Here is a 24405-nt window from a genome sequence, read left to right as displayed (position 1 = left end):
ATTTTAGAAAATAAGAATAGAAATTTTCTTATTTTATCCTGCCAAATTTAGGAACTGCCTTTCGTTTAAGAAATTCGAAAATCTTTTTTATCCAATTTTGTCGTTCCATAAAAATGAAACCAACTTCTGCATAGTGAATTTTATTCTTTTCTATCCATACATCCAGTAAAAGTTCACTGACAAACCCATACAGTCGCGGCTCTGCCTTTATCCCGGAGTTTTTTACATTATTTTCCAACATGAATAAAACCGAAAATAACCATTCACAATATGCATCAAAATAATTTTTTCTCATAATAAACATATTAAACATATGAGCCCATCTGCGATCACATACTAGTTTAAACGCTGCCTCATAATCAGGATAATGTTTTTTTATTATATTTCCCGTTTCTTTCAGCCAAACAGGTTGATGAGCATGATTATAATGAGATTTATTTGTTTCTATATAATATTTCCTTTTAGCAGGCAAAATTATATCTGTATTAGCCAGTATCGGCATTAATTCCTCATTTGTAAGTACAATTTTTTTCCTTTTTTCCAAACTCCACACATACTTTTTTACAGTAAAATGCCTGCGGTAATGTGCCAATCCCACATAGTCAGCTTTTAAATTTTTCCATGCCCAGTACATACCCGTCAATTCACAATAGTCGGGGTTCTTATCACCGATATTATCACCGCTGCGGTCACTTGTAATTTGCATATCACGCATCCTATTTCCGACACAGATTGGCAGGTAAATTGTATCCTGAGGCATCCAATACGGTTTATGCGTTACAACTAATATTTTTATTTTCAATGATTTTTCTTGATCATGCCGAATTTTATACACTAATATGCTCCCTTCTGAAAAAATACAGCTAATATAGTTTTATATAATAACACTATATCTATCCAGACGGACCAGTTACGCACATACCATGTATCCATTTCTACCCGTTCAGCATAGGTTGTATCACTTCGTCCGCTCACCTGCCAAAGACCGGTTATTCCCGGAGGAACCAGATAATAATCATGTATATATTCTCCGTATCGTTCTACTTCTTTCGTTATTATCGGGCGCGGACCTACTAAACTCATTTGTCCAAGGAAAACATTTATTATCTGCGGTAATTCATCAAGACTGGTCTTACGTAAAAATTTGCCCACCCTTGTTATCCTTGGATCATTTTTTAGTTTAAATGCCAGTTCCCATTTTTTTTGCAATTCGGGATCCTTTTCTAAGGATTTCTCAAGTACTTCCTGAGCATTCATTACCATAGTGCGAAATTTATAGCATGGAAACATTCTGCCATTTTTCCCGACACGGCGATGTGTAAAAATTACCGGACCAGGTGATTCCATATATATGCAGACAATAATTACTATGCTTATCAATATAATCAAAGGCAGACATAACAAGCCCACCGTCAGATCGAATATTTTCTTTAATACCTTATTGTACCAGCGCGACATGTTATTGCGCACTCTGAGCATCATTATTTTTGCATCATACAGCCTTTGTATTTCCATATTCCCGACTGGAGCGCCGATCAGATCCGGCACAAAAGCCAGATCCTTCACTAAAGGCTGTATTCTGTTCACCAGTGTAAGCAGGCTATCCTTTTTCAGCCCGGGGGCTGCGATAAGAACCGTTTTCACCTTTGTCGTTTTTATTATTTCTTCGGCCTCATTGAAACCACCCAGAATAGGATATCGCTCAGGTAGTTTCTCTGATACCGGTGCATCATCGATAAAGCCTATAATTTTCACGCCAAATCCTGTATCATTGCCAAATTGTCCTACAATAAGCTCAGCTGTTTTACCGGCACCGATTATTATCACAGGCTCCAGTAAAATATTAAATCTAAATAGTATTTTTTTTATACAATAGCGGAATACACATAAAAAGACAAATGTTATTACGCCCAATAGCGCAACATATATCCGTGATACTCCCCCTGCAATATGTCCGAAATACATCATGGTTATGCAAACCATCATACTCAGCACAGCCGCATAAAAAACTTTTTGGATCACTTCCCAAAACGGCATCCTGTTCACATAGATATGTGAATTATAAAGAAATGCAATAAATACAGCCGGTACAAGGAAATAAAAATAAAGATTTGGAACGTTTGGCATAAAATGATATACTGAGAAAACTCCGATATGCTGACGTAAATATATCGCAACTTTCTGTGCCGATAATATAGCCAAATAATCTGCTGCCAGTAATAAAAGCGGCATAATATACGATGCAGTATGATCCATATTAGTAACTTTTATCTTCTCACATTTCATAGGGTTCACTCACAACTCTTTATAGTTTATTTTAATCAATTATTGTTTTTCTATAATTATATGTTTTGTTAAAGAAAGGTATATTCCTGTTATCAGCCAAAAAATATATGTTGGTGTTTTTAAATAGTGCCCGCAAAATAAAACATCTGTCATAAAATCGATACTGAATGTCAGCAAAGAAAAGAAGTATGCTGCAGCGACGACGTCATTGCCCCTTCTCCATGTCCTTATAACATCATAATATAAATAAATCAGCAAAAACACTAACCCAGCAGTTCCAACGATCCCATTCTCCGCCAATGTATTGAGGAATAAATTATGGGCATGCCACTGCATTTCCACTGCCTCGGGATTTTTATAATGTTCAACATATTGCTTATGAAAATTATCCATTCCCACGCCAAAAGCAGGATGATCCTTAAACATTTGCCAGGCAGACTGCCACATAAAAATTCTCTCCCTATTATTGTGATAACCAGTCTGTGCATCTGTTGATATATTAGTTATTGAATCCAGCCTGCTTTGCGATGCAGGCTCAGAATATATAATAGCTACTGAAATTATAATAATTCCTATGATACTGGCTGTAACCTTAAGCCTGTTCTTTATTCCCAGGAATAAAATCAAAATGTAACTGATAGACAATCCAATCCAGACAATTCTGGTATTCGCCAAAATTACTGCCGGGATATTTATTATAATCGTAAGAAAGTAAAATATTCTCACTGATTTGGGCAAATCTTCAGCAAAAACAGCAACAGTAAATATTATTGGAAGCACCATCATATGCACCGCCGCCAGAAGCATTATACTGCTAAAAATACCTACCACACGATTATGGTCTACTGAAATTCCATAGGAGAATTGTACCAATGCAATACAAGCATTTATAAATAAGATTAAGGTAAAACACGATAAAAGTACTATTGCCCGCCGTTTGCTGAATTTAAAAAAACATGCCAAAAATATTCCCGTCAATGGACTTATGTACATAGACTTATATGCCTTGATCCCTGCCCAAAAAGATTGTTCACTGTTAAATATTACTGATAGTAATATCATGAGTAAAAAGAACAGAATGAACTGTATGTGCTTGGAATTAAATCTGATTTCAGTACGTATGAAAATGATTTTTACAAGTCCCAGCCCAAATGCCAATACTATAAAATTGATAGGTATGTCCATATAAAAAGTCAGTGCAAATAATATCAGACATACATATATTAGTTTATCAAACTTTTCATTTACAGAAAAGTTATTTATTTTCCCCATTAAATATAATTCCCATCCAGATTTATTTTAGAAGTTATATTTTCCTCTTATATACTGCCAATACCAGTATAAGGCCTCTTTGAGCTTTCCGTCATTTCTTAAAATCTCAGCATACCATCTTTTGTGATGGTATATCCGCGGCATTTCCAAAGGAGTTCCCTTCCAAGGTGAAAGTTTTTCATAATCCTTATAGATATTTTCCATGTATGGACGTTTTTCATATTGCCAGAGTACATTCCATGGTTTCGGATGATTGGCAAAATGAATTAATTTTATTTGCGGCAGCCTATCTTTTATGATATTGTCTGGTTCACACCACAAGCCTATGCTGTTATATATTTCATCCAGATAAAAATGTGTTTTTTTGGAAAATACTAAGTTCAAAATATCCTGATCTAAAAGCTTTTTATGCTCATTTATTACTTGCAGCAATAGCTCCGTTATCCGATTTCCTAACCACTTTTCTGCATCTATAAGCATGACTCCGCTGTTAAAATACAGATGGTCTTTCAGCTTCAATTCCTGTGTTCTTTTTAGGCGCACAGGTTCAAAATCTGGTATAACACCGACTATGGCTTTATGCATATCCAATGTAAACAATTCTGCGATTTCGCCGACACAAATAACATCCGTATCCAAATAAAGAATTCTGCCCTTACCAAAGATATACGGCAAAAATATCCTAAACCAGATAGGCAGCGGAAATATCGCATCAGTAGCCAAATTTTTTAGCAGTGTAGTTGCCATATCTAAAAAATATATATTTATATCTATATCAAATCTCTGAGCGAGGATTCCAAATTTATCGATATTTTCCTCAGATATATCGGCGCATAAGAGACTGAATACCATATTTGCGCCGTTGTTGTTTTTGCAAACAGATGCAATGGATGCTCCGGCCATGCGGGCAGCATTGTTATCCAATCCGTATGCTATATGCATCACAGCGTTTTTCTTATTTTTTATAAAGGAAAAGTTTCTTTGCTCTTTTACTGTTTGCCAAAATAATACCGATATATCTGGTTTATTCATTTATCTTTTCTCTTTCCCTTACAATATTTTTTGCTTATAGATTTTAAAAGCCAATACCCCGCTGTAAAGAGTTCTTTTTTTTTGAAGAAATATCTTGCATACAGCCGCATCTGCCGATATTTTACGGGGTTTTTAACCAAAGACGTATCAGCCCACGGTGACATTTTCCAATATTTGCGAAAATATCCGGCTAAAGGATGAAAACACCATTCATGCCATGGTTTATTAAAACCATGATAGTGCAGCAGGATCACATTCTCCGGTATTTTCCTCAGTTTTTCATTTTTTTTCAAGCTTATATTTGTCAAAAAATTATAATGCGGCTGCAGATATTTTACTTTATTTTTTAAAATAATATTAAGTGCATCCTGATCAAAGCAGCGAAATTCATAACCGTATTTTTTTTTGGCTTCAGGCTTTTCATTGACTTCGCGGAGAAGTTCCATGCATTTTTCGGATATTTTTTCGTCGAGCCATTTATGAATATTAATATACATCATACCGCTGTTGAAATAACGTTCATCCTTTTTCTGTACAAGTATGGGGTTCCCGGTTCCATCCAAGCTAAAATCTTCTACTGCGCAGGCCGCAAAATCTGTTAAGTCAATATCCAAAAAGGGAGTCAGCACATTCAAACAGGTAATATCCGCATCCAGATATAAAAAACAGCTTGCTTCATCTTTTAATTGATGAGGGATAATAAAGCGATAATATGCGGCAATAGTAAATTCCCTATCGTCGAGTCCCGCAAAGACACTGTTATCTATTTCATAAAAGGTAATGCAGGTATTGTATTTTTTTGCCAGCCGCCTATATTTTTCATACTCCTCATGAGAAATTTTGTTATCCGCGAATACATGAAAAGCAATTTTAAGTTTTGCATTGTTCTCTAAAAGCGAAGTCATCAAAATACCGACAGGATATGTAAAATCGGCACTTATCCCAAAGGCAATATGAAGATCGGCCTTCCTTGAAGAAAAGTCCTTACTGCACTGTATAAAATTCTTCTGTTTTACCGCATTTTCGAACATCGTATCACTTTTCCATATCCGTATTATTTTCAAGCATCATTTCACATGCCCGCAATACTTGCTCAGGCTGTACAGCCGTCAAACATCTGTACTCCGTGCACTGCCGCCTCGTTTCATCGCTGCATGGATAGCATTCTATATCCGGATACAGGCAGCTCACTTTATCACCGTATGGTGCCCAATGGCGGTGTGAAGTTCCTGCAAAAATGACGACCTCAGGTATAGCAGCCGCGGCTGCTAAATGCGCCGTTCCTGTATCCACCGATAAAAGGAGATCTGACTGCCGTAAGAGGCAGCCAAGCTCCGGCAGGTTTGTCTGACCGCAAAAGTTCCAAACACTATATTTGCTGTTTTTTATAAATTTCTCCGCATAAGAGCTGTCACCACTTGAGCCTGTTACATAAAATACAGCATCATATTTTTCGGCAAGTCCGTGTACGACTTTTGCAAAATCTGCCATAGGCCAATCCTTGAACGGAATACCGCTTCGTATGCATAAGGCAATTTTAAGCTTGCCGGCAGGAAGTGCAGAAAGCATTTTATCGATTTTTTCCCTGCTGCCAGCCGGCAGGTCAGGAAGTATCATTTTTGCCTTATCGTTCCTACCCGTTATTCTATTTATAAAGATTTCATGGTTTTTTACCTGTTGCGTATTTCCAAAATCATAGTCGATATCATAAATTTTCGTATAAAAAAGTTTCAGATAAATATTGCGCAGGGTTACCTTTTCAAAACCCAGACGGTGCGGTACGCCTGACAGCCAGGCCAGCAATGCTGAACGAGGTTTGTTGTCTATCACCACAGCCAGATCGAATCCTTCTTTTTTTATTTTCTGCGTGATTTTTTTTATGTCCCTCAGCTTTGCCTTGTGTGAGTAATCATAAAACAAAACCTGATCAATAACAGGATTATTTTCTGCTATTGACCGCGTGAGCGGTTTCACCAGCATAGTGACTCTGGCCTCTGGGTAGGCTTTTTTCAAAAGATATGCTGCAGAAGTTGCCATAATGGTATCGCCTATTTTACGCAGGTTCAGCACCAATATATTTTTGTAGACCGGCTTTTTTGTCACCTTATCCATCGTGATATTAATTTCTCTCTTTATCAGATTATATACTTTTCTAATTTTTACAAGATACTTTAAAAATTGTACTATACTTTGTAATCTACAACAACCTATTTTCTCAGAGATTTTACTTTTCCGGTATTATTACCTCGGCTTCAAATAAGCGATGCCATGGAAATCGCACTTCAACTCTGTCCAGCGCTGCCTCACCGGGAAGTTTATCCAACCCGTACTTTATGATATCCTGACGCATCAATTCGGTAGCATATTCCTGCGCCTGTGCATTGCGTGTTTTCGTATCACCATAATCTCCCTCGCCTTTAAAGCTGCCCAGCTTATTGGCAACCTGCTGGCGGATATTTGCCTGATAAAGCCATTCGTCCAGATAGCGCGGTATCAGCATCTTTATTGTATTCTGCTGGTTCGTATAGGAAGAAAGCATCCCCAGTCCGATAGCATAGCCGCTGCTGTTGGTCGGCGTATTCCAGCCTGCGTAAGCTTTAAGTTTCGGCAGATAACCTCTCTGCCAGAGAAGGTTCATGAGAGCATTATCCGACCCGTTGCCAAAATCAATATCGGCGATTCCCACATTTTTTCCTTCTTTCAGATATTTTCCTGCCATATCCGCAAAGGATGCTGTATTTGCTCTCAGCTCGGTCGTGTTGCCGGGATCGTTTGCTGCGTAGGTGATGCCATTTTGATCAGTATTCAGTAAAAGCACAAGATCTGCTCTTTTAGCGGTATTCACCTGCAGCCCGCCTGCCAGTCTTATATGTGTTCTGACAGAATCTTTTATCGGCTCATTGGAGTACGCAGGGATAGTATCCGCCCCCCTGCCTTCCGCATAATGTACATTTACAAAGGGGATATCTCCTTCAAGTTCATTGACCGCACGGGTCAGAAGAATCATTCCCAGTTCATCCAGTCCTGCGACGGATTGATATTTATCTGCCTCCAGCTGGCCGGCATATTTGTCGAGTTCACGGCGTTCCTTATCTGTTTGTGAATATGGTGCATTGTCATCGCAGCCCAGAACAAGATATGATATATCCTTGTTCTGGGTCAATGTGATCAGATATTTATTCACTTCAAAGTTACCCGCACGGCGCGCCATCCAGTCATTTATCGCAGTCTGCGGTATTGATTTTTCCAGATTTGCCAGTTCCTGTCGTTCTCCGCCTTTAAGTCCGTCTTTTTCCCGTTTGTCAAGGAGTGCCGTATATCTGGCGATCATAGTACCATAAAGCCTATAATACTCCGGTTCTTCGGAGGATGCGGCACTCGTCTGCGGTGTGCGCATGATCGAACCGAAAACATAAATTGGCAGATATGGATATTTTTGGTGCAGCTCGCCAAAAGCCGCAGCAGCTCTTTGCTGCAGCACATCCGCAGGTATATCATGCTTGCGTGAAGCCACAAGACTGCCATAAACAAGAGAATCAGCAGACAGAACAGCAAAATCTGCTTTCCCTGCATTTTCACTGACCCATTTTGTCAAAGCGTCCGGATGTCCAAGATCATCGCGATTGCCGAGCAAGTTTTCCGGCGGAGTTATGACATTATACCCCAACGCCCGGATGTTGCTGACTGTCTGCATAAAAGAAATCGGCCGATTGTCATGCGGCACAAACAATATGGTCTGATTAAACTGTGCCAAAGCTGTTCCGTTGAATATTCCTCCGCAAAGCACTGCAAATAATGTAATAAGGATTCTTATATAATTCAATGTTCACACTCCCCCGAATATTATATAAACCAGCTGAAAATTCTTAACAAATATATTCTATGGCCTGATCTATATATTTAGATTATATTATATTTCTACTTTGCCAATAAAAAACCTCCCCTGAGGGAGGTTTTCAAAAAGCATGCATGATCATAAAAACGGTCACTGCTTTCAAAATGCAGGGATTATAGCACCCTTATATTTATCTTCAATGAATTTTTTAATTTTTTCAGATTGGAGTGCTGTAATAAGTTTTTTTATTTCCGGACGGTTTTCATCGCCCTTTCTTACAGCAATTATATTCGCATACGGAGATGAAACATCTTCGATCACTAAAGCATCCTTAGTCGGTGTCAGACTGGCCTGCACAGCAAAATTCGTATTGATCACGGCCGCGTCTACGTCGTCGAGAGAACGGGGCAATTGTGCGGCTTCGATTTCCTGGATTTTAATATTTTTCGGATTATCGACAATATCCTGCACTGTAGCTTTTACACCCACACCGTCCTTCAGCTTGATCAGGTTTGCCTGCTGCAGCAGGAGCAGAGCACGTCCGCCGTTTGTGGGGTCGTTGGGAATAGCTATCTGCGCGTCATTTTTAAGTTCATCCAGTTTCTTTATTTTATGAGAATAAAGACCCATTGGTTCAATATGGATTCCAGCCGCACTTACAAGAGTCATATTATGTTCGGCATCGAAGTTTTCCAGATACGGTGTATGCTGGAAAAAATTTGCGTCCAGTTCTTTGTCATTAAGTGCCATATTGGGCTGCACGTAATCGTTGAACTCCTGAATCTGCAGATCGATTCCCTCTTTTGCCAGATCATCTTTGACCTGTTCAAGTATTTCCGCATGCGGTACCGGCGTGGCCCCTATCTTTAATACTGTCTTTTCAGTACTGCCCGATGATGAATTGTCTGCTGCCTGATCTTTATTTGCTCCGCAGCCCGTAAAAGCAAACAGCATCATTACAAGAGCTGATATAATAAACAATAACTTTTTCATAAAAGTCCTCCCCCTGCTAATCATAAGTATTTTGATATTTATTGTACTTCATTATACATTGATCTGCAATGTTATTTTTTATTTAATCTTGCCGCTATATAGTTGCCGATGAATTGCACGAGCTGCACCACGACAACCAGTATTATAACAGTAATAAGCATGATGTCAGGACGAAAGCGCTGATATCCGTAGCGTATGGCCAGATCTCCCACACCGCCGCCGCCGATGGTCCCCGCCATGGCAGAAGCACCGATAAGCCCGATGACAACTGTTGTCAGCTGTGAAATGATGCTGGACAAGGCCTCCGGCAAAAGAACATGCTTTATTATCTGCAAAGGTGTCGCTCCGAGAGACAGCGCCGCTTCTATCAGCCCGTACGGAACTTCCTTTATAGAGTTTTCCACCTGTCTGCCGATAAACGGAATAGCTGCCAGTGTAAGCGGGACCATAGCCGCCGTCGTACCTATTGAAGTGCCCACTATACTGCGGGTGAAAGGTATGATGGCCACCATCAGAATTATAAACGGTATGGAGCGTACAGCATTGACAAGCCCCGCTATGATACGGTTAAAGGCAACACACTCCAAAATCTGTCCCTTCGCCGTAGTAACCAGCAAAATCCCCAGAGGTATGCCGATAACAGCCGCGATAATCATTGATATAGATACCATATACAATGTTTGTCCCAATGACTTAATCAACAGCAGCGTCATGTCGCTTGACATAGCCTATCACCCCTACTTTTACGTCTTGTTCTCCCAGCCATTTCTCTGCTTCCTTCACTTTCTGCGCATCTCCCTTCAGACCTATTATCATACGTCCGTAAGGTACCGTTTGTATTTGGTCCAAATCGCCGAACAGTATGCTCACATCCACATTTGGCGCATTTTTTATAAGCTGCATGATCACGGGCTCATCCGCCGACTCACCAAGAAAAGTCAGACGCAGCAGAAGATATCCGTCCTCAACGGGTTCGGCTGAAACAGGCTGCTGTCTGAAGGCACTCGGTAATTCATCACTGAGCAGAACGCTTATGAATTCATGAGTTATTGCCTGCTGAGGATTCATAAATACTTCTATTACAGAACCCTTTTCAGCTATCACGCCATGATCGATCACTGCCACTTTAGTACAGATATCTTTTATGACCTGCATTTCATGAGTAATTATCACAACGGTTATTCCCAGCTCTTCATTTATCTTTTTGATCAGTCTGAGTATAGACTGCGTGGTCTGAGGGTCAAGCGCCGATGTTGCCTCATCGCACAAAAGGATAGACGGATCGCTTGCCAGTGCCCGGGCTATTCCTACGCGCTGCTTCTGCCCTCCGGAAAGCTGCGAAGGATACTGTCTGGCTTTTTGCTCCAATCCTACCAATTTCAGCAAAGGCATTACTTTTTTTTCAATATCTTTTTTTGCCATACCCGAAAGTTTCAGAGGAAAAGCAACATTTTCATATACTGTGGCTGAGGAAAGCAGATTGAACTGCTGGAATATCATACCGATATTCTTACGCACTGAGCGAAGCTGTGCCTCATTCATTTTGGTCAGATCCTGCCCGTCTATCTCCACAGTTCCCTCTGTCGGTCTCTCCAGCATATTGATACAGCGAACCAGAGTTGATTTTCCCGCTCCCGAAAGCCCAATAATACCATAAATGTCACCATCCTCTACAGTAAGACTGATATCTTTCAATGCCTGCAGTGATCCTGACGGTGTATCATACACTTTCTTTATATGGGAAAGCTTTATCATTTGTTTACACTTTCCTTTCTCAAAATAAATATTCTTATAATATACATTGTTTATCATAAAAAAGTCTCTCTGTCAATGCAGGACGTATGTTCTATCACCATTCAGGGATATCACGGCTGCTTAAAATTTTCATTTGACGACAGCAAAAAACCGCCTATCGAATGCTAGACGGTTGTGACTGGCTTATGATTTAATCGTTCGTTCCGAAACTTATTATTTATTCCCATGTATGATGCGAATTCAGTTTCTTTATGAATTGTAAAAAGCTTTCCCATTATTCAGTCCTCCTGCTTTACTCGTATGCCGACAGACTTCCGGTGAGCCATAAGGCCTTCCGTTTCAGCCAGATGCATACAGGCAGCCGACAGATTTTTACAGCCTTCTTTTGTTATATGCTGATAAAATGAAGTTTTTATAAAAGTTCCGACATAAACGCCGTTGGAATATCGGGCAGTACGCATTGTCGGCAAAGTATGATTTGTTCCCGAACAGTAATCGCCAAAGGCTACAGGAGTATATTCCCCGATAAACAGCGAACCATAATTTCTAAGCTTTTTGCTGAGTTTAACGCTGTCCTTCGTATGAATCTCAAGATGTTCCGGTGCCATTTCATCAGCCAGAGCGATCATTTCTGTTTCGTCTTCAGCCAGAATAACAGTTCCGTTATCCTGCCATGATTTATAAGCAGTCTGCCCTGTAGGCAGCTCTTCCACAAATCCGGCTATTTTTTCTTCCACCCTTTTGGCATAGCCTCTGTCCGTAGTTATTAAAATTGCCTTGGCATTGGGATCATGCTCGCTTTGTGCCAAAAGATCTATGGCCGTATAGTCAGGATTGGTGGAACCATCGGCTATCACCAGCACCTCACTGGGCCCGGCCAGACTATCGATTCCCACTTCCCCGAGCACCTGCCGTTTTGCCTCGGTAACAAAACGATTGCCCGGCCCGACAATCATATCCACCGGCGGTATTGTCTGAGTGCCGTAGGTCAGTGCCGCTACCGCCTGAGCTCCACCGACACAGTAAATTTCATCGACACCGCCTATGTCCATAGCTACGAGCACAGCCGGATGAATAGTCCCATATTTTTTTGATGCCGGACTTGCAGCAGCGATCCTTTCAACTCCGGCTATTTTTGCCGGTATCGATAACATCAGCGCTGTACTGGGCAGCGGATAACGTCCCCCCGGCACATAAGCTCCGCAGGCTTTTACCGGTACCAGCCTGTGTCCTAATGTCACACCTTCGACCTTGCTGGATATTTCCAGTTCCCTTAAGCAGTCCATTTGTTTTTCAGCATAAAATTTGATCTGCTTTGCGGCAAACTTGAGATATTCCACTGTTTCGGGGCTTACCATATCATATGCTGCTTTTATCTGCTGCGGCTCTATGCGTATAGCATCAAGCTCTATCCCATCAAATTTGCGGCTGAGCTCTTTTAAAGCTTCATCACCGTTCTGCCGGACATTTTTTATTATGGCTCCCACACTTTCTATAAGTTCTGCAGTGCGTTCATAAGTCTTTTGTTCTGCCTGTTTTAATATTTCCATTTTCCAATCTCTTTTCTATGGTTTTAAAATTATCTTTGCCGCCAGTTCTTCATGCTGTATCAAAAGCGCAAAAGCTGCTTTACATTTATCCATGGGAAATTCATGCGTAACACCTGCAACCGGACGTCATCGCATCGCACATCACCTATACCGTAAAATCGTACTGCCTTCATCCGCTGCCTCCTTACCCTGCCAGCCAGCCGCCGTCAACGACTACGGTCTGCCCTGTTATATAATCACTGGCCTTACTCGCCAAAAATATCAATGTACCCGCAATATCTTTATAAGTACCTATGCGCCCCATAGGAATACGTTCGCATATCCATGCACTGTGTTCCCTGTCCTTAAAAAATTCTTCTGTCATTTCCGTCAAAAAATATCCAGGTGCTATTGCATTTACGCTGATCCCGTCTTTTGCTGTTTCCAGCGCCAATGCCTTTGTAAACTGTACGACGGCTCCTTTGGAAGCACAGTAGACCGTTGACTCGGCAAGTCCGATAAAGCTGCCCAGTGACGCGATATTTATTATTTTTCCTGATTTGCTGCGGCGCATATATTTTACAGCTTCTTTAGCCATCATATATGTACCCTTGATATTTACCGAAACGATCTTGTCAAAATCACTTTCTGCAACCATTTCGATCGGCTTTGCTATCTCCGTTCCTGCATTATTCACCAGGATATCGATCGCACCATATACCGAATATATTTTTGACATGACTTCTTCAATAAAATTAACATCCGTAACATCACCCGCAAAATATGCTGCCGTATTTCCCTCAGCCGTCATCTCCTGAACTGCGGTCCTGAGACTTTCCTCATGTCGTCCTATGCAGATAACAACAGCTCCGGCCTGAGCCAGTTCTTTGACATAACCCCTTCCCAGACCTCTGCCTGCACCTGTAACAACAGCTATTTTGCCGGAGATATCGAATAAAGCTGCCGCCATTATGTATACCTCCGTTATTTTCCTTTATAAAAATCCGCCGATATAAAACTGTTCGTATCAGGAGCCTTAAGCCCATGCCGACCATGCGGCAGTAGTCAAATCTATGTGGTCAGATCAAACTTTCTTGTCTTGGAAAATAAATGTTTTGACTCACTCCCAGCAGTTCATTTACTTTAATTAAGGCAATGCATTTTATAATTTAAATAAATAATTTCTACTGTTTAATGATAATTTCATTTATCAAAAAATAAAAAACAGCGCATATCCTTATGTTGATAAAAGGATAGGCGCCGTTGCTGTTTATGTGCTTATTATAATGCCTCTGTCCCAAACTGTCAACTATACATTTTTCCGTTAAAAATATTTATTTTTGTTCTTTTCACATAAACTTATATATGTTTTTATATCCTATCATAGTTTATTTAAAATTTGTATGAAATCGGCTATATAAACGCACTTTATAATTTTTTGCAGCTGGCTGAATCTGCAACTTGCAATTCATTAACATTCATATCCTTTACACAGATTATTTCTACACAAAGACGTTCTTTCCGCTTCATTGCATTAAAGATCTTATGAATATCAAGTTCACCGCACATAAAACTGATATTATACAAAAGCAGAACATCCTAATATAAATTATCTAAAGAAAGAAAATAGCTGTGTATTATTTTGAGAAGCATTGACTTTAAAGATAATACAACGTAAAATAAACAAGGTTCACTGCAATCATTTTTTAAATAAGGACGGGAATATAATGGGAATTTTTTCTCGCTTTTTCAATAAGCGCGCTGCCAAACAACCGGCTCCTATAAAAAACACTGTGCCGGAAGAAAAAAAGACTATCAGAAAGGCTTTCGGGGTATATTGCCACGGACATCACAGCACAAGCGGCAAGGCACTGTGCCCAAAATGCAATGCTCTGCTGATGACCGCTATGACGAAAATCCAGCGGTGTCCTTACGGTATAACCAAACCTCTCTGTCATATATGTGAGACCCCATGTTTTGGGCAAAAGCAGACGGTCGAGTTTCGTAAAATCATGAAGGGATCACGAAAAGGCATGTTTTTCCGTCATCCCATGATGTTTATCAAACAGAAGCTTAAAGAATGGGGCTTTGCTTACATGAAGCAAAAGCAGGGTCAAAAGAAATAGCATTGTTGTTTCTCAACTGGAAAAAACCGCAGTATCAGCAATAAAATTGCCGGTACTGCGGTTTTTCTATGATATATATGCCCACTATGTCAGGCAGCTTTTATTATATACAAATCTTTTATTTTTAAACGGAGAACAAAAAGCTGTTTATTATTTTGTTATATCTTTGCCGAACCATTTTTGAGAAATTTTTGCCATTGTGCCATCTGCTTTCATTTCATCCATTACCTTTTGTACTTCGTCACGCAATGCTGTATTATCTTTGGCAAAACCTATGCCAAAGCTTGTCACATCACCGACTGCCAAATCACGTGCTTCAAATTTATCGGGATGCTTACTCATATAATATCTGCCGGTTATTTCATCACCAACGATGGCATCTATTCTGCCGTTTTCCAGGTCCATAAAAGCAGCTATGTAATCGGGATATGCTTTTACTTCCTTAAAAGAATCTTTTAAAGTCTGATCTTTGTTAATATTTTCTTCTCCGGTAGAGCCACTCTGTGTTCCCACAGTTTTTCCCTTCAAATCATCCAGTGCTTTTATTGGTGAATCCTTTACCACAAATATTATTTGTTTATTATCCATATATGGATTACTGAACAGCATATTCTTTTTACGGTCTTCCGTTATATCCAAACCGTTCCAAAGCACATCAACTCTTCCGCTTTTGAGTTCGGCTTCCTTACTGGACCAGTCTATAGGTTTAAATTCAACGTCTCTTTTTAATCGTACCGCGGCTTCTTTCGCCAAATCAACATCAAAACCCGTTATTTCATTATTTTCATCCCTAAATCCCATGGGCGGATAATTATCATCAAGTCCAACGACGATTTTTCCTCCTTTGTCACTGCCGGAGGATGAGGATGCAGACGGCTGCTGTTCTCCGCCGCAGCCGGTCAAAAAAACTGCCGCTGTCAGAGCAGACAAGCATACCATTATAAATTTTTTCACTAAAAGGCCCCCTAAAATAAAATGTATAAAATACTTGATTTATAAAGCTTTACGCGTAATAATTATATTATAATTTACGTTTTACTTTATTGCAATAAAAAATTACAAAGTGAAACTACGAAAGGAAAGAGAAAATATAAAAAATTATTTATTTACAATAGTCTTTATGATATTCTTGTCCACAAGTCCGCTTACCGCCAAAGCGCAGTTTGTTCAAAATTATGATCAATTGCATGAAGCCTATGCAGCCGGCAGCTATATCCATCCCGGTGATCCCGCTGTTTCCTTATATATACAGAAGTTTTTTCCTATGGACGGATCGCCGATCTTTTATTCATTCGCAGCATATAACAGCGGCTGGCAGAATCTTTTCACGGTTGATTCATCCGTAAGTTTCATCGTTGATGATCAGACATTTTTCCCAAAGGCAAAATATTTTTCACGCAATATAACCAATTTCCCTATTGTTCATACTGCATCCAGAGTTGAATTTATTTTATCTGATGCGCTAATTGACAGTTTAAAAATTGCGCAGAATATCAGCATAGTCTCTGCTGACAAAAAAATCAACTATCAGCTGACACCGGGAGAAATAAAGGAATTGAAGAATGTTATCGCTCAGAATCATTATTGAACGCAGCACCCCAGCTTTCATTCATCATTTATTTATGCAGTCTCATAAAATCTAGTCTTTCAGGAGTAAATTTATGCACAATATTCTCAACACGATCGCTTTAATGCTGGAGGGTACGGAAACTACGCTGCAGATATTTTTTATCACACTCGTCTTATCCATTCCTATAGGCATGCTGGTGTCGCTGGCAAGGCTTTCGCGACTGAAACCAGTCAGCTGGTTCATGGAATTATATATCTGGATAATGCGCGGTACGCCTTTGATGCTTCAATTATTATTTGTTTATTTTGCCCTGCCGATGGCCGGCATAAAATTATCTGATATTACAGCTGCTTTATTGGCATTTACACTGAATTACGCAGCATATTTTGCCGAAATTTTCCGAGCGGGCATCCAGTCGATAAACCGCGGGCAATACGAGGCGGCAAAAACACTCGGCATGAGCTATACTCAGACAATGCGCCGTATAATACTGCCGCAGGTGATAAGACGCGTTCTGCCGCCTATAAGCAATGAAACCATCAACCTGGTAAAAGATACTTCCCTGATCTATATTCTGGCAATGAACGATTTACTGCGTGTAGCCAGAACTATAGTTCAACGTGAATTTGATATGACTCCGTTTGTCGTTGCTGCTGTTTTCTACTTGGCTATGACTTTTGTTTTGACCTGGATATTCAAACGACTTGAAGCACATTACGGAAAATACGAGGTATAGGCGTGGAAAATAGTACAATTATGATTCAAATGAGCGATATATATAAAAGCTTCAATAATATACCTGTCCTAAAAGGAATAAGCCTGGAAGTAAAAAAAAGTGAAGTGCTTGCTGTTATCGGACCTTCAGGCTCCGGCAAATCAACACTTCTTCGCTGCCTGAATACATTGGAGACCATTGACGGCGGCAGTATAAAAATAAAGGGCGAATATCTGGCAAAAAACAGTGACGGAAAAGCCGAATATGCCGACAAAAAAACTCAAAAGCACATTCTCGGACAAATGTGCATGGTTTTCCAGCAGTTCAATCTTTTTCCGCATATGACAGTTCTGGAAAATCTTTTGGAAGCTCCCTTGCATGTTAAAAACATGAAAAAGAATGAAATTCTTCCCGTTGCTGAAGAACTTTTGCGCAAAACGGGGCTTTTTGACAAGAGGGATGCCTATCCCAGCCGCTTGTCAGGCGGACAGCAGCAGCGTGTTGCCATTGCCAGAGCATTATGTATGTCCCCTGATATTATGCTTTTTGATGAACCGACATCCGCACTTGATCCTGAACTGACCGTCGGTGTTTTAAACACCATGCGGCAGCTTGCCGAGGAACAAATGACAATGATAGTAGTGACACACGAAATGGGATTTGCCCGTGATGCCGCCAGCAATGTTATTTTTATGGCAGATGGAAATATAATAGAAAAAGCAAAACCTCATGATTTTTTCAGTAATCCGCAGGAAGAACGAACAAAATCTTTTTTGAAAAATATGCTGAAATAATATGCCCTGCCTTATGCAGATTTACAGGCAACATGTTGATATCCGAAATTTCTTATGTGCCTGTAAAAAAAACAGCTCCGCTGTTTTTTTACAACGGAGCTGTTTTTACATAGCATTCTATTTATCTGTTTGGTATCTGTCCATTATTTCTTTTACTTTTTGCTTTTCTGTTTTTTTATCGGCTGCCGGTGTCTGTTTTTCCGTCAGCCCAGCGGCCTTAAGATCATCAGGCTTCAACTGATCATGCTGTCTTTGCATTAATTCTATCTTATGAGCTGCTGCATAACTTATTATATTGTCATAAAAGATCCTGTCCAGATTTTTTTCTGACATTTTATCAATATTATCGACATTATTTGATGTGAAAACAGCTATGGAACTCCACCATGTATTCAAATATTCTTCCTGCACATACACCGCGGTGCGTGCTTTAAGATCAATGTGCACTATCCCGGCAAATCCCCAAAGATTGCTGAAACCAGTCACATCTTCATTGTTCCAGCGTCTTTTTTCCGTTACATCCTGTATTTCTATCCAGTCAAACTGCTGCAGAACAGGTACCTCCAAAACATTGGTGTCTGCCATGCCATCGCTGCCGACCGCATATTTCATTTCCGCCTTGTTAAAATAGTAGCTTATCCTCGGTGATGCCTGTACCCACTGGTAAATATCGCTTGGCACATCCTGCGCTGCTGCTGCCGGCAAATTTGCTGTCAGCAGAAAAACGACCGCTGCCAAAAAAACAATTATTTTATGCACCTTTCCTATCGACCTCCTGTGATTGATATGCTGATATTATATCATACTATCTATTCAGGGACAAAGATTAATGGAGACTTAATTCAGACGGTGTTTTTATGCCGCCTGAATAGTAGTCGAAATTATCCAGGGAGTATTAGAGCGGATTAGTCATCGGATAAAGATGATCATTTGCTATTTTGCCGGCATTATTTCGCCTTGCCTAATTATTGCTATTTTAGTACAATTAGGAAGTTAAGATACAGTTGTATGCTTATATCTATTATTTTTAGGAGGTTGATTTTTAATGTCTTTGAATGACAAATTCAAATTCAGCGAACGTAATACTACTTTGAACACTGAAATCATCGCCGGTATTACTACTTTTGTGACAATGTCTTATATAGTCATAGTAAACCCTAGCGTTCTGAGCAAAGCCGGTATGGATTTCAACGGTGTGTTCATAGCAACTATCTTAGCAGCTATGATTGGCACTCTGATAATGGGGCTCGTCGCCAATTATCCGATAGCTATTGCGCCTGGTCTTGGCCTCAATGCCTACTTTGCTTTCGTTATCGTACTCGGTATGGGTATTCCATGGCAGTCGGCCCTGGGAAGTGTTTTTATATCTTCAATCATTTTTCTGCTGCTTTCTCTCACCAGCTTCAGACAAGCCCTCATAGCGGCTATCCCACGCTCACTAAAGGCCGGTATAAGCGGTGGCATAGGTCTCTTCATAGCTTTTATCGGCATGCAGAACGCCCATCTTGTAGCTCCGTCACCCGCAACAATAATAACACTTGGCAATTTCGCCGAACCTGTTGCCTATATGACTATTCTCGGGCTTATAGTCACGATCATTCTGCTTGTGAATAATGTCCCGGCCGCAATTTTTCTGGGTATGCTGATAACGGCAATAATTTCTTTTCTTCTGGGCTATGTAAATATGCCTGCTTCTATTTTCAGCCTGCCTACAGGATTTGAAAGTACATTTATGCAGCTTGATATCGCCGGTGCTTTCACACCTAATCTATTCGCAATAATTTTCACATTTTTTCTTGTTACCTTATTTGATACGACCGGCACCATGATCGGCATTGCCGAACAGGCTGGATTAATTAAAAATGATCGTTTCCCAAATGTCAGAAGCGCACTTCTTGCTGATGCTTTTGCCAGTACTTTCGGTTCTCTTCTGGGCACATCACCTACCTCGGCTTACATAGAATCCGGTGCAGGTGTGGCAGCAGGCGGCCGAACAGGCTTTACCTCTGTGGTCGTTGCTGTATTGTTTTTCTTCATGCTTTTTCTCGCGCCTATTGCCCAAGTCCTGGCAGCCGTTCCGGCTATAACCTCTCCCGCTCTTATAGTTGTCGGCTTCTTAATGATGGGCAGTCTCAATCAGGTCGACTGGAACAATATTGAAGAATCTCTGCCTGCTTTTTTTGTACTTTTCTGGATGCCTTTATCCTATAGTATAACTAATGGTGTGGGAGCAGGGCTTATTCTTTACCCTCTCATAAAAATCTTCCGCGGCAAAATACGTGATGTGCATCCTTTACTGTATGTTTTTATGGTATTATTTATAATACAGTTTATCATGATGAATCATTGAATCCAAAAGGAGGTTTTCTTTGTCTATTTTAAAAAAGAAAAAGCTGTTCATATGTTTTTTGGCTGCAGCATCATTTTCCATTATTCCGGCAGGCAGCTGTTTTGCCGGCCAGCTTGTTCCTCAGCACAACAGCAAATTGAATACCACTGTAAAAGTTGATTCTGTTCAGGCTCACGGACAAATTTTCTCCGGAAAGATCCAACAAATATTGGCGGATTACAAAAAAAAGGATAGCGTCATTCCTGTTCCGTCTGTCACCCGCTCCGCCAATTCAGAAACCATCCTTGGCAGAGCAATGGCCACTCCGGAACAATGCGTCAGCTATCTTCTGCGTATAAATCCTAAGCCGGAAATCTCTGTTTCTCCTCAGGAACTTGTATCCTACTATTATCAGGAGGGCAGTAAAGAAGGTGTCCGTCCCGATGTGGCTTTTGCCCAGGCTCTTGTCGAAACCGGTTTTTTCCGCTATGGAGGTACTGTTACTCCTGATCAGAATAATTACGGCGGACTGGGAACCACCAGCACTATTGTCAAGGGCGCTTACTTTTCAACATCCCAGATGGGTGTCAGAGCACATATACAGCACTTGCTGGCTTATGCCTCTCTCATGCCTCCTCAGGCCCCTATCATCGATCCACGATATTCACTGGTAAGATCAATTTACCAGCAGCAGACCCTGACTTCCTGGCAGGATCTCAACGGTCGCTGGGCTGTTCCCGGTGATACATACGGACAGCACATCCTCAATGTATATAATGCCATATTGAATTCCTGATTGCCTGTCATCAATCAAATGCCAAAGCACAAGAATGCTGCCAACATAAAAATATGATTGGCGGCATTTTTGTGCTATAATATATCCCCGTAACGCAGTTATAGTATTTTTTTCCCCGTCAATATTTTTTCAATATATTGTGCTTAAATTGACATCCACATCTATATATAGTAAAATCTCATATAGTCAGCAATACTTTTATCGACAGGAAGATGGGCCATCCGTCTCATAAACCGTCAAATAAAATGAATGGGAGTAAAAGATGACTACTACAACCATAAGCTCAATAAAAAAACGTACCGGCAGTATCGCCGATTTTAACGCACAAAAGATCGTAATTGCTATCAAAAAAGCGAATCTGGAATCAGTTGATGATACTTTCACACCAGAAAAACTGCAGCGGCTTGCACAAAAAGTTATAGAAGATACAGCGGTTTTTCCCGTTCCGACCGTTGAACAAATACAAGATGCTGTTGAGCGCGTACTTATAGCAGACAATCTTGCCAGTACGGCAAAAGCATATATATTGTACCGTGCTGAGCACACCAAAATACGTGAAGCAAAAGTTAATCTGATGGATATTTACGGCGAACTTACTTTCAAGCAGGCAAAGGATGCCGATCTAAAACGTGAAAACGCCAATATAGATGCCGATACAGCTATGGGCACAATGCTGAAATACGGATCGGAAGGATCCAAATATTTTATTGATAATTATATTCTTCCCAAGGATATAGCAGCAGCTCATATTGATGGTGATATTCATATACATGATATGGATTTTTACATGCTGACAGAAACCTGCTGTCAGATCGATCTGCTGAAATTATTTCATAACGGTTTTTCCACGGGGCATGGGGCATTGCGCGAACCCAATGATATTCGCTCTTACGCTGCGCTGGCCTGTATAGCCATACAAGCCAATCAGAACGAAATGCACGGCGGACAGGCTGTTCCCAACTTCGATTACTCCATGGCGCCCGGCGTGGCAAAAACCTTTGTCAAACAATATTTTAAGGCCCTTGCACAATACTTCAGCATAACTCTCGATAAGTCTGCCGCTGACTCGCGTCTGCTGGTCAATAAAATAGAAAAGGCTGTTTCTCCTTCAATCTCAATGGCTGCCGCTGATTCTTTCGGTAATACTCTTATCAGATTTTTTGATGATTACCAGCAGGAAGCTTTATTTGAACCTATTCCGCTTTCTGTTATCAATGCGGCACACGCCTATGCCGTAAAAACTGCCACTGCCGAAACTGATGCGGCCACATATCAGGCAATGGAAGCCTTTGTTCATAATCTGAACACAATGAATTCCCGTGCCGGTGCTCAGGTACCCTTTAGTTCTGTAAACTACGGAACGGATACCTCACCCGAAGGACGCATGGCGGTAAAGAATTTATTGCTGGCAACTGCGGCCGGCTTGGGCAATAACGAAACACCAATTTTTCCCGTGCAGATCTTCAAGGTAAAAGAAGGTATAAATTACAACAATACCGATCCCAATTATGATCTTTTTCAATTGGCAATAAAGACTTCGGCCAAAAGACTTTTTCCTAATTTCAGCTTTCTTGATGCTCCCTTCAACAAAAAATATTATAAAAAAGGCGATTACAATACGGAAGTTGCCTACATGGGATGCCGCACACGCGTGATGGCAAACGCGTATGATCCCGCTCATGAAACCACCTGCGGGCGGGGAAACCTAAGCTTTACAAGTATCAATTTGCCTCGTCTGGGTATTGAAGCACACGGTGATATCAGCAAGTTTTATAATGATCTTGATGCTATGATCGATCTCGTTATCAGACAGCTGCTGCACCGCTTTAAAATCCAATCGGCAAAATTCGGCCGCAATTATCCATTCCTCATCGGCGAACACATATGGCTTGATTCAGAAAAAATATCCGCTGAAGACAAGATTGGCGATATATTAAAGCACGGCACATTGACTATCGGTTTCATTGGTCTTGCCGAAGCTTTGAAGGCTCTGACAGGGCTGCATCACGGCGAGAGCGCCAGATCGCAAAAGCTGGGGCTGGAAATAATTGGTCATATGCGTAAGCGGATGGATGAAGAATCGGAGCATACTCATCTGAATTTTTCACTTATTGCTACTCCTGCTGAAGGTCTGAGCGGTCGCTTTGTCAAAATAGACGCCAAGCGTTATGGAAAAATTCCCGGCGTGACTGATCGCGATTATTATACCAATTCTTTCCACATACCGGTTTATTATCCGATCAGTGCCTATAAGAAAATTCAATTGGAAGGACCATATCACAGCTTGACTAACGGCGGACATATAAGCTATGTTGAGATGGACGGCGACCCACTTAAAAATTTAAAAGCATTTGAAACAATTATCCGCTGCATGCATGACAGCGGCATAGGATATGGTTCTGTCAATCATCCCGTTGACCGTGATCCTATCTGCGGCTACACGGGTATAATAGATAATGTATGCCCCAAGTGCGGCCGTACAGAGGAAGAACATATGCATCATATAGTCATTCCCCGTACGGAATGTCTGTGCTGATTTGAAAAATATTAAATAAAAAGGATGTGCTGATCATGTTACTAAAAGGCATTGAAATCAACTTAAACGGCTTAGCCGGTATATCTGAGGAAGAAATCGTAAGTTATATCGACCGTATAGAAAATCAATCTTCTAAAAGATTGAAGTATCTTTCTATAGCAGATGACGGCAACGGCAATGTCGCACTTGATTATAAGCTGCGGCCTGCAAAATTTGAACGAATCCGCCGTATTACCGGCTATCTTGTCGGCACTACCGACCGTTTCAACAATGCGAAACGTGCAGAAGAGCATGACCGCGTAAAACATGGGCTTAATTAAGATTGCCGGCACTGTTGATGATTCTGTAGTTGACGGTGAAGGCTACCGTTTCACTATTTTCACACAGGGATGCCCGCACAAGTGTCCCGGCTGCCATAATCCGCATACACACGATCCCAGCGGCGGGAAATATGCTGATCCCGATGCGCTGCTCACGCAGATCTGCAAGAATCCTCTGTTATCAGGTGTGACTTTCAGCGGCGGCGAACCTTTTCTTCAGGCCGGCGAGCTTGCCCTTCTTGCGGAAAAAATCCATGCGGTGCCTCTTAATATCACTACCTATACAGGCTACACGCTGGAGCAGCTCACAGCTATGCATAACAAGGACATCACCCGATTGCTTTACCTTACCGATATTCTTATAGACGGTCCATTCTTGCTTGAGAAGCGGGATCTGACTTTATCCTTTCGCGGCAGCAGCAATCAACGTATCATCGATATGAACGAAACCAGAAAAAAAGGAACTATTATTTTAAAAAATTTTACCTGAAAAACAAACAGGAAGCCCGTCAGAAAA

General features: G+C 40.8%; 24 protein-coding genes. 9 read left to right on the top strand and 15 right to left on the bottom strand.

The genetic code is table 11. The features are described from left to right. Positions 1 to 28: 28 nt before the first annotated feature. The 13 genes from I6758_RS02930 to I6758_RS02870 form a co-directional block, all read right to left on the bottom strand. Positions 29 to 835: a DUF4422 domain-containing protein gene (locus I6758_RS02930; RefSeq protein ID WP_330998011.1), complete on the bottom strand. Its 807-nt coding sequence runs from the start codon at positions 833 to 835 to the stop codon at positions 29 to 31. Then, entirely contained in the window at positions 835 to 2286 is a 1452-nt protein-coding gene (gene wbaP / locus I6758_RS02925; RefSeq protein ID WP_231038471.1) for an undecaprenyl-phosphate galactose phosphotransferase WbaP, read from the bottom strand. The genes I6758_RS02930 and wbaP overlap by 1 nt, the downstream gene beginning before the upstream one ends. A 39-nt stretch (positions 2287 to 2325) precedes the next feature. Next, positions 2326 to 3558 (bottom strand): O-antigen ligase family protein, encoded by a 1233-nt coding sequence (locus I6758_RS02920; protein WP_196603698.1) that lies wholly within the window; start codon positions 3556 to 3558, stop codon positions 2326 to 2328. Between the two features lie 27 nt (positions 3559 to 3585). Further along, complete coding sequence (locus tag I6758_RS02915) at positions 3586 to 4590, bottom strand: glycosyltransferase family 8 protein (protein ID WP_196603697.1); 1005 nt, start codon at positions 4588 to 4590, stop codon at positions 3586 to 3588. After that, on the bottom strand, positions 4587 to 5654 hold the full coding sequence (locus I6758_RS02910) for a glycosyltransferase family 8 protein (RefSeq protein ID WP_196603696.1): 1068 nt from the start codon (positions 5652 to 5654) through the stop codon (positions 4587 to 4589). The genes I6758_RS02915 and I6758_RS02910 overlap by 4 nt, the downstream gene beginning before the upstream one ends. Beyond that, entirely contained in the window at positions 5626 to 6702 is a 1077-nt protein-coding gene (locus I6758_RS02905; RefSeq protein ID WP_196603695.1) for a glycosyltransferase family 9 protein, read from the bottom strand. The genes I6758_RS02910 and I6758_RS02905 overlap by 29 nt, the downstream gene beginning before the upstream one ends. 112 nt (positions 6703 to 6814) lie before the next feature. Further along, positions 6815 to 8413, bottom strand: coding sequence for a DUF4127 family protein (locus tag I6758_RS02900; RefSeq protein WP_196603694.1), 1599 nt, complete (start codon positions 8411 to 8413; stop codon positions 6815 to 6817). Positions 8414 to 8584: 171 nt separating this feature from the next. Continuing rightward, positions 8585 to 9418 (bottom strand): MetQ/NlpA family ABC transporter substrate-binding protein, encoded by an 834-nt coding sequence (locus tag I6758_RS02895; RefSeq protein WP_196603693.1) that lies wholly within the window; start codon positions 9416 to 9418, stop codon positions 8585 to 8587. A 71-nt stretch (positions 9419 to 9489) separates the two neighbouring features. Beyond that, positions 9490 to 10143, bottom strand: coding sequence for a methionine ABC transporter permease (locus I6758_RS02890; protein WP_196603692.1), 654 nt, complete (start codon positions 10141 to 10143; stop codon positions 9490 to 9492). Next, positions 10112 to 11173 (bottom strand): methionine ABC transporter ATP-binding protein, encoded by a 1062-nt coding sequence (locus tag I6758_RS02885; RefSeq protein ID WP_196603817.1) that lies wholly within the window; start codon positions 11171 to 11173, stop codon positions 10112 to 10114. Before I6758_RS02885 ends, I6758_RS02890 begins: the two co-directional genes overlap by 32 nt. A gap of 278 nt (positions 11174 to 11451) precedes the next feature. After that, the gene (hisD, locus tag I6758_RS02880) at positions 11452 to 12723 is read right to left on the bottom strand and encodes a histidinol dehydrogenase (RefSeq protein ID WP_196603691.1); all 1272 of its coding nucleotides are present in this window, start codon (positions 12721 to 12723) and stop codon (positions 11452 to 11454) included. Positions 12724 to 12907: 184 nt separating this feature from the next. Continuing rightward, complete coding sequence (locus I6758_RS02875) at positions 12908 to 13672, bottom strand: SDR family NAD(P)-dependent oxidoreductase (protein ID WP_196603690.1); 765 nt, start codon at positions 13670 to 13672, stop codon at positions 12908 to 12910. A 458-nt stretch (positions 13673 to 14130) separates the two neighbouring features. Beyond that, on the bottom strand, positions 14131 to 14289 hold the full coding sequence (locus I6758_RS02870) for a hypothetical protein (RefSeq protein ID WP_196603689.1): 159 nt from the start codon (positions 14287 to 14289) through the stop codon (positions 14131 to 14133). A 140-nt stretch (positions 14290 to 14429) separates the two neighbouring features. Between I6758_RS02870 and I6758_RS02865 the strand changes: the two genes are divergently transcribed. Next, on the top strand, positions 14430 to 14828 hold the full coding sequence (locus tag I6758_RS02865) for a nitrous oxide-stimulated promoter family protein (RefSeq protein WP_196603688.1): 399 nt from the start codon (positions 14430 to 14432) through the stop codon (positions 14826 to 14828). A 150-nt stretch (positions 14829 to 14978) separates the two neighbouring features. On the opposite strand, the gene I6758_RS02860 is transcribed toward I6758_RS02865, so the two are convergent. Further along, positions 14979 to 15767 carry an amino acid ABC transporter substrate-binding protein gene (locus I6758_RS02860; RefSeq protein WP_196603816.1) on the bottom strand — a complete coding sequence of 263 codons (789 nt, stop codon included), beginning with the start codon at positions 15765 to 15767 and terminating at the stop codon, positions 14979 to 14981. 124 nt (positions 15768 to 15891) lie between these two features. Between I6758_RS02860 and I6758_RS02855 the strand changes: the two genes are divergently transcribed. From I6758_RS02855 to I6758_RS02845, 3 genes are all read left to right on the top strand, one after another. Beyond that, positions 15892 to 16416, top strand: a complete 525-nt coding sequence (locus I6758_RS02855; protein WP_196603687.1) for a hypothetical protein — start codon at positions 15892 to 15894, stop codon at positions 16414 to 16416. A 73-nt stretch (positions 16417 to 16489) separates the two neighbouring features. Continuing rightward, positions 16490 to 17134 (top strand): amino acid ABC transporter permease, encoded by a 645-nt coding sequence (locus I6758_RS02850; protein ID WP_196603686.1) that lies wholly within the window; start codon positions 16490 to 16492, stop codon positions 17132 to 17134. Positions 17135 to 17154: 20 nt separating this feature from the next. After that, positions 17155 to 17907, top strand: a complete 753-nt coding sequence (locus I6758_RS02845; RefSeq protein ID WP_196603815.1) for an amino acid ABC transporter ATP-binding protein — start codon at positions 17155 to 17157, stop codon at positions 17905 to 17907. A gap of 117 nt (positions 17908 to 18024) precedes the next feature. Here I6758_RS02845 and I6758_RS02840 read toward each other — a convergent pair whose 3' ends face one another. Next, a complete protein-coding gene (locus tag I6758_RS02840; protein WP_196603685.1) occupies positions 18025 to 18666 on the bottom strand; it encodes a hypothetical protein in 642 nt (213 codons plus the stop codon). A 286-nt stretch (positions 18667 to 18952) separates the two neighbouring features. Between I6758_RS02840 and I6758_RS02835 the strand changes: the two genes are divergently transcribed. The 5 genes from I6758_RS02835 (at position 18953) to nrdG (ending at position 24378) form a co-directional block, all read left to right on the top strand. Next, positions 18953 to 20257, top strand: a complete 1305-nt coding sequence (locus tag I6758_RS02835; RefSeq protein WP_196603684.1) for an NCS2 family permease — start codon at positions 18953 to 18955, stop codon at positions 20255 to 20257. A 19-nt stretch (positions 20258 to 20276) separates the two neighbouring features. Next, positions 20277 to 21032 (top strand): glucosaminidase domain-containing protein, encoded by a 756-nt coding sequence (locus I6758_RS14855; RefSeq protein WP_231038470.1) that lies wholly within the window; start codon positions 20277 to 20279, stop codon positions 21030 to 21032. 262 nt (positions 21033 to 21294) lie between these two features. Continuing rightward, on the top strand, positions 21295 to 23568 hold the full coding sequence (locus I6758_RS02825) for an anaerobic ribonucleoside triphosphate reductase (protein WP_196603683.1): 2274 nt from the start codon (positions 21295 to 21297) through the stop codon (positions 23566 to 23568). A 35-nt stretch (positions 23569 to 23603) separates the two neighbouring features. After that, positions 23604 to 23888 (top strand): anaerobic ribonucleoside-triphosphate reductase, encoded by a 285-nt coding sequence (nrdD, locus tag I6758_RS02820; RefSeq protein WP_196603682.1) that lies wholly within the window; start codon positions 23604 to 23606, stop codon positions 23886 to 23888. Continuing rightward, positions 23875 to 24378, top strand: coding sequence for an anaerobic ribonucleoside-triphosphate reductase activating protein (gene nrdG, locus I6758_RS02815; protein WP_196603681.1), 504 nt, complete (start codon positions 23875 to 23877; stop codon positions 24376 to 24378). Before nrdD ends, nrdG begins: the two co-directional genes overlap by 14 nt. Positions 24379 to 24405 lie beyond the last annotated feature (27 nt).

Source organism: Pectinatus haikarae (assembly GCF_015732185.1).
Taxonomy (GTDB): Bacteria; Bacillota; Negativicutes; order Selenomonadales; family Selenomonadaceae; genus Pectinatus; species Pectinatus haikarae.
This window is presented reverse-complemented; position numbering and strand designations above follow the sequence as displayed.